This is a genomic window from Pseudoflavonifractor hominis (assembly GCF_014288125.1).
Classification (GTDB): domain Bacteria; phylum Bacillota; class Clostridia; order Oscillospirales; family Oscillospiraceae; genus Pseudoflavonifractor_A; species Pseudoflavonifractor_A gallinarum.
Map to the genome: position 1 here is coordinate 49,229 of NZ_JACOPR010000004.1, position 12,540 is coordinate 61,768.

A 12,540-nucleotide genomic window follows, 5' to 3' on the forward strand; every position below is an offset into this window, starting at 1 on the left:
AAATGGGGGAGGATACATGGCTAAGGAGCTGATCCGCCTGTCCGACTGCTTTGTCCAGTTTGACGACGACATCATCTTGGATCACATCAATCTCTACATCAATGACAAAGAATTTTTGACACTGCTGGGTCCCAGCGGCTGCGGCAAAACGACGACCCTGCGCCTCATCGGCGGGTTTTTGAAACCCACTTCCGGAGAGGTGCTTTTTGACGGTGCCAAAATCAATGATGTGCCCCCCCACAAGCGGGCGGTCAACACGGTGTTCCAGAAGTACGCCCTCTTCCCGCACCTGAACGTCTTTGAAAATATCGCGTTCGGCCTGCGCATCCCCAAAACCGAATCGGACGGAAAGAAGCAGCGGAAGATTAAGCTGTCCGAGGAAGAGATCCAGCGCCGTGTCATGGAGATGCTCGAGGTGGTCAACCTCAAGGGATTCGAGAAACGCTCCATTGCCTCCCTTTCCGGCGGCCAGCAGCAGCGCGTTTCCATCGCCCGCGCCCTGGTCAACCAGCCCAAGGTCCTCCTCCTGGACGAGCCTCTGGGCGCCCTGGACCTGCGCCTGCGCAAGGACATGCAGAACGAGCTCAAGCGCATCCAGCAGCAGATGGGCATCACCTTTATCTATGTCACCCACGATCAGGAAGAGGCTCTCGCCATGTCCGACACCGTGGTGGTCATGGACGGCGGCAAGATCCAGCAGATCGGCACCCCCGAGGACATCTATAACGAGCCCAAAAACGCCTTTGTGGCCGACTTCATCGGCGAGTCCAACATCATCGACGGCATCATGCGCGCCGACGGTGTGGTGGAGATCTTCAACCGGAAGTTCCAGTGCCTGGACAAGGGCTTTGCAAAGGACGAGCCGGTGGATGTGGTTATCCGCCCCGAGGACATCGACATCGTCCCCGAGAGCGAGGGCCAGCTCCGCGGCACCGTGACCAACGTGACCTTCAAGGGCGTCCACTACGACATCATCGTGGATTTCTACGGGTTCAAGTGGCTCATCCAGACCACCGATTTCTGCCCGGTGGGCGCCGTGATCGGAATCAAGATCGATCCCGACGGCATCCATGTCATGAAGAAGAGTCAGTACTCCGGCATGTTCGGCGATTACAGCTCTTACAGTGAGGAGTACGAGGAGATCAGCGACGCGGACTATGATCCTGACGCCGAGGAGGAGCAGGAGGAAGGCGATGAAGAATAGGCTCTCCCTTCTGGCCGGCCCCTATGTGGTGTGGATGGCCCTCTTCGTGGTCGCCCCCATTTTCCTGGTGGTCATTTATGCCTTCTCCAGCGCGGGAGGCGGCTTTACCCTGGATAACTTCACCAAGATGAGCACCTACTGGGTGGTCTTCGTCCGCTCCTTCGAGCTGGCGCTCATCGCCACCTTTATCTGCCTGCTCATCGGCTACCCCCTGGCCTACATCATGGCCAAGGAGGGCCCCGGCTTTCAGCGGATCGCCATGGTCCTCATCATGCTCCCCATGTGGATGAACTTCCTGCTGCGCACCTACGCCTGGATGTCCATCCTGGAGAATACGGGTCTCCTCAATCAGTTCTTCCAGGCGGTGGGCATCATCGATCTGGGCAATCTGATCAACGGCTGGCTCAACAATCTTTGTGCCGGGCTCAACGACCTTCTGGGTCTCTCCCTCAACACCGCCCGGGACACCAACATGGAATACTTCAAGATGATCAACACCTCCGGGGCGGTGGTGCTGGGCATGGTGTACAACTATCTGCCCTTCATGGTCCTCCCCATCTACTCGGTCATCATGAAGCTGGACCACTCCCTGCTGGAGGCCGCCCGGGACCTGGGCGCCAGCACCGGCCGGGTCTTCCGGAAGGTCATCTTCCCCCTCAGCCTGCCCGGTGTGCTCTCCGGCATCACGATGGTGTTCGTACCCTCGGTGTCCACCTTTGCCATCTCCCGCCTGCTGGGCGGCGGCAACGAGCTGCTGCTGGGTGACCTCATCGAGCGGCAGTTCCTGGGTTCCGCCTACAACGCCCAGCTGGGCTCCGCCATCTCCCTGGTCATGATGCTGGTGGTACTGATCTGTATGTATGTGATGAATCGCTTCGGTGAGGGCGAGGAACAGGCGGTGATGCTATGAAACAGCGCAGCTCCATCCTGGACCGCCTGTTCATGGGCCTGGTCTTCTTCTTCCTGTACGCCCCCATCTTCCTGCTCATCATCTTCTCCTTCAACGACTCCAAGAGCCGGACTGTGTGGCAGGGCTTCACCCTGGACTGGTACGTGGAGCTCTTTCAGGACAGCGCCATCATGAGCTCCATCTACACCACCCTGCTGGTCTCGGTGATCGCCACGGTGGTGGCCACGGTGGCCGGTACCTTTGCCGCCATCGGCTTCTACAACATGCGCCGGCGTTGGCGCAATCCCCTCATCACCATCAACAACATCCCCATGATGAGTGCGGAGATCGTGATGGGCGTGTCCCTGTGCCTCTTCTTCGTGGCCGCCTTCGGCCTCTTCGGTACGGCGGCCCAGTGGCTCAACAACACCCTGGGCACCAACCTCCCCACCCGGTATTATCTGGGCTTCCCCACCCTGCTGATTGCCCACATCACCTTCAATACCCCCTATGTGGTGCTGGCGGTGATGCCCAAGCTCCAGCAGATGGACAAGCACCTGGTGGAGGCCGCTCAGGACCTGGGTTGCACCTGGCGCCAGGCCTTCTGGAAGGTCATTATCCCCGAGATCAAGCCCGGCATCGTCAACGGTATGCTCATCGCCTTTACCATGAGCGTGGATGACTTTGTCATCAGCTACTTCACAGCCGGCTCCTCGACTTCCACCCTGGCCATGACCATCTACGGCATGACCAAAAAGCGCATCAGCCCCAAGATCAACGCCGTGTCCACCCTGCTCTTTGTGACCGTGCTGATCCTGCTGGTGATCGTCAATGTGCGCGAGGCGCACCAGGCCAAGGCCAAGAATGCCGCCCGGTCCTGATTTCCCCGTTCTCCCGGCCGCGGTATGGCCCTGAGATAAATCTACCCACACTGGAGGAATGATCAATTGAAAAAGAAGCTTGCCTTGACGCTGACCCTCACTGTAACCACCGCCCTGCTGGCCGGATGCTCCGGCGGCGGGAACTCCGCAGACGCCCGGGTGGTCAATGTGTGCGGCTGGGGCGAGAATATCGAGCCCGAACTGATCGACCAGTTCGAAGAAGCGACCGGTATCAAGGTCAACTATCAGACCGCTGAGAGCAACGAGGCCATGTACGCCCTCATCAAGAACGGCGGCGCCAACTATGACGTCATCGTTCCCTCGGACTACATGATCTCCCAGATGATCGAAGAGGATATGCTGGCCGAACTCAACTTCGACAACATTCCCAACTTCTCTCTCGTGGATGACCGGTTCAAGAATCTGAGTTATGACCCGGAGAACAAGTACACCGTCCCCTACACCTGGGGCACTCTGGGTATTATCTATAACTCTGATGTGGTGAAAGAGGACGTGACCAGCTGGGACATCATGTTTGATCCCGCCTATGCCGGTCAGACCGCGATGATCAACAATCCCCGGGACGCTCTGGGCATCGCGCTGATGAAGCTGGGCTACTCCATTAACACCACGGATGAGAACGAGATCCGGGAGGCCTATCAGCTCATCGCCGATGCCAAGAACAACGGCGTGTACCAGGGCTTCTTCATGGACGAGATCTATGACAAGATGGAGGGCGGCGAGACCTCCGTGTGCACCTACTACGCCGGCGACTATCTGGTCATGTATGAGAACAACCCCAGCCTGCGCTGGGCCGTGCCCGAGAATGGCTCCAACTGGTTCGTGGACGCCATGTGCGTGCTGAAGGACGCCGAGCACAAGGAGGAGGCCGAGGCCTGGATCAACTTCATCACCTCCACCGAGGCCTCTCTGGCGAACATGGACTTCATCTGGTACGCCACTCCCAACAAGGAGGCGCTGGAGCAGTATCCCGCCTACTATGAGAAGCAGAATGGCGAGCCTCTGGACCCCGCCCTGTACGAGGTCATGGCCGCGCCCCAGGAGATCCTGGACAAGTGTGAGTCCTACCTGGGCCTCCCCGAAGAGACCCGCACCCTGTATAACGACCTGTGGAATGAGCTGGGCATCTGATCGCCCTCTCCTTCCCGCTGAAAGCCGCCGTCTCCTCTTTGCGGGAGACGGCGGCTTTTTCTTTCCTCGCGCCTTGCAAAGGGTGGCGAAACCGTGTACAATATTTGGTAATGATAAGGAGTGTGATGTTTTATGTCGCTTCAAATCGGCTGTAAGGGCCGTGCCGAGACCGTTGTCACCATGGAGAACACCGCCGCCGCCGTGGGCAGCGGCCTCCTCCCCGTCTTTGCCACTCCCTCCATGGTGGCGCTGATGGAAAATGCCGCGGTCAACGCCTGTGAGGGCGGTCTGGAAGAGGGCCAGGGCAGCGTGGGCACCTGCCTGAACATTACCCATGACGCCGCCACCCCCATCGGCCAGAAGGTCTACGCCGAGGCCGAGCTCACCGCCATTGATGGCCGGAAGCTCACCTTTTCCGTCCGCGCCTATGACGAGGCAGGCCCCATCGGCGGCGGGACCCATGAGCGGTTCCTCATCATGAATGAGCGCTTTCTCGCCAAGGCCCAGAGCCGGGGAGGGAACTGACCATGTCCATTCAGCAGTGCCGCGCGTTCTTCCGCACCCTGGGCCGTGAGGAGGACATTCTGGAATTTGACGTCTCCAGTGCCACGGTGGAGCTGGCCGCCCAGGCGGTGGGCGTGGCGCCCGCCCGGATCGCCAAGACTCTCTCCTTCCTGGTGGACGGTAAGTGCGTGCTCCTGGTCTGTGCCGGTGACGCCAAGGTGGATAACACCAAGTTCAAAGCCCAGTTCCACACCAAAGCCAAAATGCTCACCCCGGAGCAGGTGGAGGCCTTCACCGGCCACGCGGTGGGCGGCGTGTGCCCCTTCGGCATTACCAACCCCGATGTCACCACGTACCTGGACCGCTCCCTCCAGCGGTTTGAGACGGTCTATCCCGCCGCGGGCAGCGCCAATTCCGCCATCCAGCTGACCTGCGAGGAGCTGGCCGAGTACGCCCACAGCGCGGGCTGGGTGGATCTGTGCAAAAATTGGGAGGGCGCTCCCACCGAGTGAGCGCGGAGTATCCCGCCTTTTGACACATACTAACCGCAACCCCTTCGCTGGTTTTACGGATGCATGAAAGGATGTCGTACCATGGTTGATACGCTGAAACGGGCCAGAGTCAGTTTTCTCCTGGCCTCCGTCCTCTATGTGATCCTCGGTCTGGTCCTTTTGATCTGGCCGGGTGTGGGCGGCGTGGCCCTGTGCCGCCTTCTGGGCGCCGCCTTGCTCCTCTACGGGCTGGTGACCATCGTCGGGTTCCTCCTCCGGGACCGGGAGATGGGCGGCTTCCGTCTGGAGCTCCTCTTCGGCATCATCGCCGCCGCCACCGGACTCTTCTTTCTTCTCCAGCCGCTGGCCGTCTTTTCCATCCTCTCCATGGTCATGGGCGTGTATGTGATCATTGACAGTCTGGTGGCCCTGAACCGGGTCCGCGCCCTCTATCGGATGGAATATCCCTACTGGTGGGTCTCTCTCCTGCTGACGATCCTGGGCGTCGTCCTGGGTGCGGTCCTCCTGTGGCGGCCCTTTGTGGCGGCGGAGGCGGTGGCCATGCTCATCGGCGCCGTGTTCCTCTTCCTGGGCCTTGCCGATCTGTGGTCCATCTGGAAGCTCTCCCGGCTGACGAAGGCCTTGCGGGAGACCCTCCCCATCGAAGTGGACCCCATTGATCTGGAGTAAGCTATCCCCTATCCCCCACAAAAAAATCACCCCGAATCCGGCGCGTCTGCCCGGGTTCGGGGTGATTTGTTCTGCTATGACAGTTTCTCCGGCGGGGCGTAGAAGCTCACCTGTCCGCGCCCGGAGCGCTTGGACTGATAGAGGGCCTGGTCCGCCTTGCGCAGCAGATCGTCAAACTCCTGGCCGTCTTTCGGGTAGAAGACCACGCCGATGCTGCAGCTGATCTCCAGCGGCTCCTGCGCGCAGGCGATTTGAAGGTGCTGGCGGCAGAGCTGCTTGAGCTTTTCCCGGACAAAGGTGGGATCTCCCATATTCTTCATTACCACCAGGAACTCATCCCCGCCAAACCGGGACACGATGTCGTCCGGCCGGAACAGGCGGCGGATGCTCTGCCCGAAGGCAGTGAGGATCTGGTCTCCCGCCTCATGCCCCATGGTGTCGTTGAGGCTCTTGAAGTGATCAATGTCCATAAAGGCCACGGTCAGCGGCGTGTGGGTGTTCTTCCCCTCCAGCAGCAGCTCCTCAAAGAGGATATGGGCGCCCGCCCGGTTGTAGAGCTGGGTCAGGGCGTCCGTATTGGCCCGCTTCTGCCACTCGGTGGCCTCCCGCTTGATGCGGTTGATGTTGGTCAGCTTCCCCACATAGCCCAGCTCCCGGGTCCGGTCCCGGTGGTCCAGAATCACATGGAGGACCAGGTGGAACCAGGGCCGCGTCCCGTCCGGCAGGGGCAGGCGCAGGTCCATCTCCATCTCCGGCACCGCCCAGGTCAGCCGGTTCCGGCACTGAATGAGGGCCTCATACTCCTCCGGGTAGAAGGTGCGGGCCGAGGGGCGGTATTTGCTGTACTCGCTGATGTAAGCGGGCACCTGGAAGACACGGCAGAATTTTTCGCTGAACTCCATGGAGTCGAAGAGCTGATTGTAGGTAAAGACCATGTCCTCGGAGAGCTCGGCAATGATGCGGTACTTCTCCTGCTCCAGCAGGAAGAGGGTCTGGGCCTCGCTGCGCTGGGCGCTCTCCTTCTCCTCCTGCACAGGGCTTGCCGCAGCGGGCTCCGCCGGGGCGGCCACATGGGCCTTGGGGCGCTCCTCCGGCGGCTCCTCGGCCGCCTCCCCGCTCACCTCCGCGATCAGCCGGACAGCCACCCGGCGCAGGGAGGCCAGGATCTTGGGGTTGAAAGCGCCGCACTCCCCTTCCAGGATCATCCGGACGGCCTCCTCCGCGGCGTAGGCCGGCTTATAGACCCGCCGGCTCACCAGCGCCTCGTAGACGTCCGCAATGGACACCGCCTGGACCCAGATGGGGATCTCCTCCCCCTTGAGCCCGTCCGGATAGCCCTCGCCGTCCCACCGCTCATGGTGGTGCCGGCAGATCTCATAAAAATACCGCTGCACCCGCTCACCCTGGGGGAAGGTGATGTGCCGCACCAGCTCCCCGCCGTAGATCGTGTGGGCCTTCATGCGCTCAAACTCGTCCGCCGTCAGCCGCCCGTCCTTGGTCAGAATGTTTTCGGGCACGGCGATCTTGCCGATGTCGTGCATAATCGAGAGCTCGGATATGGCATCCGTCTGCTCCTGGGTCAGTCCATATTCGGGATAGTGCTCCATCACATCCAGAAGCAGCAGCCGGGTGACCTGCCGGATGCGGCGGACATGGAAGCCCGAGTCGCAGTTGCGAAACTCAATGGCCGCGCTCAGGGCCTCCATGATGGATTTGTTGGTCTGGCGCAGCCGCTCCTCCTGCTCCCGGATGCGGGCGGTCTGCTCCAGCACCACGCGCTCCAGCTCAAACCGGTGGCGGTAGAGCTCCACCATATTGGCCACCCGGCGCTTGACCACCTCGGGCTTGAGGGGACGGACCAGAATATCCGCCACACCCAGCTCATAGCCCCGGGCCATGGTCTCGTCCGACTCCTCCTCGGTCACCAGGAAGACCGGAATATTGTTCAGCCAGCCCTTACTCTGCATGATCTGCAGTACATCCAGCCCATCGATCCCGGGCATTCCCTCATCCAGGAGAATGGCTGCCAGCTGTGTAAAATAGGTCTCTGTCATCTGGAGGGCTTCGTTTCCATCGGCGGCCTCAATGACCTCATATGCTGAAGCAAGTACCTTACGCAGTGCCACACGATGCTCCGCACAGTCATCCACCAGCAGAACCGTTGTTCTCTCCCGCAACTCACTCACGCCCTTTTCTTCCATCCGGCAAACCGGATCTATGGAAAGGTAAGAATATCCATTTGTTTTATTGTATCTTACTTTTCCTCGTTAGACAAGAAGAAACTGCCCATTTGACCTCTTTCGATGAAAAAAGACTTCCTCTCCACGGAGAGGAAGTCTTTTGAAGCGTGTCGAAAAATTTCGACACGCTTCTCAAAAATGCAGGCATTTTTTCGAGGGGAGGCAGCCCGCTGCGCGCACTCGCTGGCGCTCGCACACTTGCGGTCTGAGAAGTGTGTTTTCCGACGTGCGCGCCGCCGGAAAACACGATTTCAACCTTCTTTCGCCGCCTGCGGGCGGCGAAACTCTTGCCGAGGGCTTTTCCCCGCTCAAAAAGAAGAGGACCTCTTGGCAAGAACCTTCTTCGACCGCCTGTTGACAATTGACTAGGGTGTTATTCCCAGACCTGCATCCCTTCATCCAGCACGCTGCGCCGGTGGAAGAGGGCAAAATCCGGCGCCGCCTCGGGGCACTCGCTGCGGATGGCGGACACGATGAGCTCCGGGTTGAGGCCCGGGTTCTGGGCCCGGAGGATCAGGTCCAGTGTCACGCTGTCCCGGCGCTCCTCCACAGTGGCCTTGTGAATCAGGGGGATGAGGTCCACCTCGGTAAAGCCGCTCTTGGCCTTCTTGGAGCGCTTGCGCACCACCAGGCTCTCCCGGGAGAGGAGCTCCTGAATGGCGGTGTCCGCGCCGAAGGGGGCCCCCGCCTCATACTCCAGCGTCACGATATAGTTGACATAGGCCAGTTCCTTTACAGCCCGCTGGGCCTCGTAGCAGCGCTTGACCTCGATTCCCGCGGGCAGGACGGCGTTCATCCGCTCAGGGACCCGCTCCAGGTCGGGATTTTCTCCCAGAATCTGGCACTCCAGCACCTCGCACACGCTGGAGTAGCCCACCGACAGGGGCAGCGGGATGGACACGAACGCGTGGGGATGGAATCCCTCCGTATGCTTGATGGGAATATCCGCCCGGAGGAAGGCCCGCTGGAAGGTGCGCATCAGGTCCAGATGGGAGATAAATTTGGCTGTATCCAATTTGGAAAAGGCCAGTCTATGGGTCGTCATAGGCCGATCCACTCCTTTATTCCGAAATTAACACTCGGCGTCGCACACGCCTCCGGGGTAGAGCTTGTCCGCGCCGCAGCCGGTGCACTGCTTCCGGCAGTCGGGGGTGATGACCCCGCGGTAGGCCTGCTCCCGCTCCCGCCAGAGGAAGCGGCTGCTCACCCCCACCGAGGTGGTGCTCCAGGGCAGGAGCTCGTCCTTGTCCCGGACCCGGTTGGCATAGAAGGCCGGGTCGATGCCGCACTCGGCAAAGGCCTCCATCCAGCGGTCGTAGTTGAAATACTCGTCCCAGGTGTCGAACTTAGCGCCCTTGCGCCACACCGTCTCCAGCAGGTCGGCCAGACGGCGGTCGCCCCGGGCCAGCACCGCCTCCAGCACGCTGGTCTCCGGGTCGTGCCAGTGGTAGGCGATGGAGCGTCCCCGCATGTGATCCCGCAGGAGCTTGACCCGGCGCTCATACTCCTCCCGGCTGATCTGGGCCTCCCACTGGAAGGCCGTATGGGGCTTGGGCACAAAGAACGCGGTGGAGACCGTGATCTTCACGCCCCGGCTCCGGTTGGGGGTGACCTCCCGCCAGGTGTGGTAGACCTTTTCCGCCAGGTCGGCGATGCCCAGCACGTCCTCGTCGGTCTCGGTGGGCAGGCCCAGCATGAAGTAGAGCTTTACGGTGGACCAGCCCCCCGCAAAGGCCGTGCGGCAGAAGTTGAGGATGTCCTCCTCCGTGACGTTCTTGTTGATGACGTCCCGCAGGCGCTGGGTACCCGCCTCGGGCGCGAAGGTCAAACCGGTCTTGCGGCCGTGCTGGAGCCGCTCCATCAGATTCCAGGAGAAGTTGTCCGCCCGCAGGGAGGGCAGGGACAGGCTCACCCCGTTGGGATCGCACCACTCCTGAAGGCCGTCGCACAGGTCCAGCAGGCGGCGGTAATCGCTGGTGGAGAGGGACGAGAGGGTCATCTCCTGATAGCCCGAGTTCTTGCAGGACTCGATCCCCTGCTGCACCAGAAGGGCGGGGTCCTTGGCGCGCACCGGGCGGTAGGCGTATCCCGCCTGGCAGAAGCGGCAGCCGCGGATGCAGCCCCGGAAGACCTCCAGCATGACCCGGTCGTGCACGATCTCGGTGGAGGGCACGATGGTCTTGGTGGGGAAATAGGAGCGGTTCAGGTCCTGCACGATCCGCTTGGTCACGGTGGCAGGGGCCCCCTTGGTGGGGGTGATGGACTTGACCGTGCCGTCCTCGTTGTATTCCACCTCATAGAGGGAGGGGACATAGAGACCGGGGATCTGGGCGGCAGCCACCAGCAGCTCCTCCTTGGTCCAGCACTCCTCCCGGGCCTTCCGGTAGAGCTCGATGAGCTCCACCGTCACATCCTCGCCCTCGCCCAGGGAGAAGATGTCGATAAAGGGAGCCAGCGGCTCGGCGTTGAAGGCGCAGGTGCCCCCGGCGATGATGAGGGGGGCAAACTCATCCCGGTCGGCGCTGCGCAGGGGCAGCCCGGCTAGGTCCAGCATGTTGAGCACATTGGTGTAGGCCATCTCATAGCCCAGGGAGAAGCCGATGATGTCAAAGTCGGCAATGGAGTCTCCGCTCTCCAGTCCGTAGAGGGGGATGCCCTCCCGGCGCATCTCCTCCTCCATATCCCCCCAGGGGGCAAAGACCCGCTCGCACCAGACACCCTTCATCTCGTTCATCACGCCGTAGAGAATGCGCACGCCCAGGTTGGACATGCCGATCTCATAGGTATCCGGGAAGCAGAGGGCCACACGGGTATCCACCTGATCCCGATCCTTGACCACCGCATTATATTCTCCGCCCGTATAGCGCGCAGGCTTCTGCACGCGGGGCAGGATATGCTCCAAAGTACGATTCATAGCCGAACTACCGTCGCTTTCTTTTCCCAAAGTTGTTTCCTATACAGAGTAGCTTCTTATTTTACCTTCTTTTTTGTACTATTGCAACCCTATTCCCTCAAAAAGCGGCAAAAATCGCGGCAGCACCCGCTAACAGCACCAGTCCAATGGCATTCGCTGCCAAAAAGAAGCGCATATACCGGCCCAGCTCGGCCCCCGGCGTGCGCAGATACAGCCGCATGGAGATCAGGCTGGCCAGGGAGGCCACCGGTGTGCCCAGTCCGCCGATGTCGGTGCCGATCAGCAGCCCCCGCCAGTCCTGGGTAAACCCGGAGAAGAGCACGGCCGCCGGCACATTGCTGATGATCTGGCTGGCCAGACCGGAGACCAGGGCGGTGTTCCCCTCCAGCGCGGCGGTGAGGACCGCGCGCAGCTGGGGATTGGCCCCGATGTTCCCGGCAAAGATGAAAAAGCACACAAAGGTCAGCAGCAGGCCGTAGTCCACCCGGGGCAGCAGGTCCCGTCCGGCCAGCAGCAGGCTCACCAGGACCACCGCCAGCAGCACGGGAGCCGGGATCACATGGAACACACACAGCAGGCACAGCGCAAAGAGCACGCACAGCAGCACCAGCCGCCCCCGCTTGCGCAGGGTCACCCGCTCGGGGAAGGTGACCTGGATGGTCTCCTGCTTGCCCCAGAAGAGGCACGCCGCCGCCAGCACCAGGCCGCTGACCGCGGTCAGGGGGCCCACCACGCCGAAGAACTCACCCGCGCCCAGCTGGAACTGATTATAGAGGTAGAGATTCTGGGGATTGCCCACGGGCGTCGCCATGCTGCCCAGGTTGGCGGCCAGGGTCTGGAGCACCACCACGGGGATCAGGCGCTCCAGCCGCCCCACCCGCTCCAGCACCAGAATGGCGAAGGGCACAAAGGCGATGAGGGCCACATCGTTGGTCACCAGCATGGAGACAAAAAAGGGCATCAGGACCAGCAGCAGCGTGAGAGTGCGCATCCGGTGGCGGCCGGAGAGCAGGCGCTGGGCCAGCACCTCAAAGACCCCGCAGTCCTGAAACCCCGCCACCACCGCCATCAGTCCGAACAGCAGGATCAAAACCCGGGTGTCGATATAGCCCAGATAGGCCGCAGACGGGGGCGTAAGGGCCATGGACAGCACCGCACAGGCCGCCGAGATGGCCAGCACCGGCTCCCGCTTGACCCACAGACGCAATCTTTGCAACATGTTTCTCTCTCCTCTTCTTGTTCCAGATACGCACATACGGAAAGCCACCCCGAAGGATGGCTTTCCGTGGAATCATGCATCATGTACGTTTAGTTTAGCGCATCTGCCTGGGATGGTCAACCCTCAATCAGCCCGCCGTTTCGAAAATCCTCGGCCACATCTCCCATATGGAGGTAGGACAGCCCCAGCCGGTTGCACACCCGCACCAGGTGCTCCACCGCCTGACACTTGGTGGACAGCCACTGGATCACCGGCACCCCTTCTCCCTCGATCCCGTACATCGCGGGGATCCTGCTCTGATCTGCAACCACACGGTAATTGACACAACATGTTTCCATCATAAATCCTCTTTCCTA

General features: G+C 61.1%; 12 protein-coding genes. 7 read left to right on the forward strand and 5 right to left on the reverse strand.

Translation table 11 applies throughout. From position 1 onward, the window contains the following. The first annotated feature begins 16 nt into the window (after positions 1-16). The 7 genes from H8S34_RS08020 to H8S34_RS08050 all read left to right on the forward strand — a co-directional run bounded on the left by H8S34_RS08020 (position 17) and on the right by H8S34_RS08050 (position 5,811). Positions 17-1,204 (forward strand): ABC transporter ATP-binding protein, encoded by a 1,188-nt coding sequence (locus H8S34_RS08020; protein ID WP_101692936.1) that lies wholly within the window; start codon positions 17-19, stop codon positions 1,202-1,204. After that, positions 1,194-2,114, forward strand: coding sequence for an ABC transporter permease (locus H8S34_RS08025; protein WP_101692935.1), 921 nt, complete (start codon positions 1,194-1,196; stop codon positions 2,112-2,114). Before H8S34_RS08020 ends, H8S34_RS08025 begins: the two co-directional genes overlap by 11 nt. Beyond that, the gene (locus H8S34_RS08030; RefSeq protein ID WP_101692934.1) at positions 2,111-2,974 is read left to right on the forward strand and encodes an ABC transporter permease; all 864 of its coding nucleotides are present in this window, start codon (positions 2,111-2,113) and stop codon (positions 2,972-2,974) included. Before H8S34_RS08025 ends, H8S34_RS08030 begins: the two co-directional genes overlap by 4 nt. Before the next feature lie 66 nt (positions 2,975-3,040). Continuing rightward, a complete protein-coding gene (locus H8S34_RS08035) occupies positions 3,041-4,126 on the forward strand; it encodes an ABC transporter substrate-binding protein (protein WP_101692933.1) in 1,086 nt (361 codons plus the stop codon). A gap of 132 nt (positions 4,127-4,258) precedes the next feature. Beyond that, positions 4,259-4,651 (forward strand): thioesterase family protein, encoded by a 393-nt coding sequence (locus tag H8S34_RS08040; protein WP_101692932.1) that lies wholly within the window; start codon positions 4,259-4,261, stop codon positions 4,649-4,651. 2 nt (positions 4,652-4,653) lie between these two features. Further along, the gene (locus H8S34_RS08045) at positions 4,654-5,142 is read left to right on the forward strand and encodes a YbaK/EbsC family protein (protein WP_101692931.1); all 489 of its coding nucleotides are present in this window, start codon (positions 4,654-4,656) and stop codon (positions 5,140-5,142) included. 81 nt (positions 5,143-5,223) lie between these two features. Further along, complete coding sequence (locus H8S34_RS08050) at positions 5,224-5,811, forward strand: HdeD family acid-resistance protein (RefSeq protein WP_101692930.1); 588 nt, start codon at positions 5,224-5,226, stop codon at positions 5,809-5,811. A gap of 74 nt (positions 5,812-5,885) precedes the next feature. Here H8S34_RS08050 and H8S34_RS15345 read toward each other — a convergent pair whose 3' ends face one another. The 5 genes from H8S34_RS15345 to H8S34_RS08075 form a co-directional block, all read right to left on the reverse strand. After that, positions 5,886-7,997, reverse strand: a complete 2,112-nt coding sequence (locus tag H8S34_RS15345) for a bifunctional diguanylate cyclase/phosphohydrolase (RefSeq protein WP_186963647.1) — start codon at positions 7,995-7,997, stop codon at positions 5,886-5,888. A gap of 427 nt (positions 7,998-8,424) precedes the next feature. After that, a complete protein-coding gene (locus tag H8S34_RS08060; protein WP_101692928.1) occupies positions 8,425-9,096 on the reverse strand; it encodes a TIGR03936 family radical SAM-associated protein in 672 nt (223 codons plus the stop codon). Positions 9,097-9,123: 27 nt separating this feature from the next. Beyond that, the gene (locus tag H8S34_RS08065; RefSeq protein WP_101692927.1) at positions 9,124-10,965 is read right to left on the reverse strand and encodes a TIGR03960 family B12-binding radical SAM protein; all 1,842 of its coding nucleotides are present in this window, start codon (positions 10,963-10,965) and stop codon (positions 9,124-9,126) included. Positions 10,966-11,062: 97 nt separating this feature from the next. After that, positions 11,063-12,184, reverse strand: coding sequence for an SLC13 family permease (locus H8S34_RS08070; protein WP_101692926.1), 1,122 nt, complete (start codon positions 12,182-12,184; stop codon positions 11,063-11,065). A gap of 116 nt (positions 12,185-12,300) precedes the next feature. Continuing rightward, entirely contained in the window at positions 12,301-12,525 is a 225-nt protein-coding gene (locus tag H8S34_RS08075; protein WP_145996879.1) for a hypothetical protein, read from the reverse strand. Positions 12,526-12,540 lie beyond the last annotated feature (15 nt).

Bases quoted from the DNA above. Each gene is read 5' to 3' on its own strand.
- H8S34_RS08020 (WP_101692936.1), top strand. From the start codon at position 17: ATGGCTAAGGAGCTGATCCGCCTGTCCGACTGCTTTGTCCAGTTTGAC.
- H8S34_RS08025 (WP_101692935.1), top strand. From the start codon at position 1,194: ATGAAGAATAGGCTCTCCCTTCTGGCCGGCCCCTATGTGGTGTGGATG.
- H8S34_RS08030 (WP_101692934.1), top strand. From the start codon at position 2,111: ATGAAACAGCGCAGCTCCATCCTGGACCGCCTGTTCATGGGCCTGGTC.
- H8S34_RS08040 (WP_101692932.1), top strand. From the start codon at position 4,259: ATGTCGCTTCAAATCGGCTGTAAGGGCCGTGCCGAGACCGTTGTCACC.
- H8S34_RS08045 (WP_101692931.1), top strand. From the start codon at position 4,654: ATGTCCATTCAGCAGTGCCGCGCGTTCTTCCGCACCCTGGGCCGTGAG.
- H8S34_RS08050 (WP_101692930.1), top strand. From the start codon at position 5,224: ATGGTTGATACGCTGAAACGGGCCAGAGTCAGTTTTCTCCTGGCCTCC.
- H8S34_RS08060 (WP_101692928.1), bottom strand. From the start codon at position 9,096: ATGACGACCCATAGACTGGCCTTTTCCAAATTGGATACAGCCAAATTT.
- H8S34_RS08065 (WP_101692927.1), bottom strand. From the start codon at position 10,965: ATGAATCGTACTTTGGAGCATATCCTGCCCCGCGTGCAGAAGCCTGCG.
- H8S34_RS08070 (WP_101692926.1), bottom strand. From the start codon at position 12,184: ATGTTGCAAAGATTGCGTCTGTGGGTCAAGCGGGAGCCGGTGCTGGCC.
- H8S34_RS08075 (WP_145996879.1), bottom strand. From the start codon at position 12,525: ATGATGGAAACATGTTGTGTCAATTACCGTGTGGTTGCAGATCAGAGC.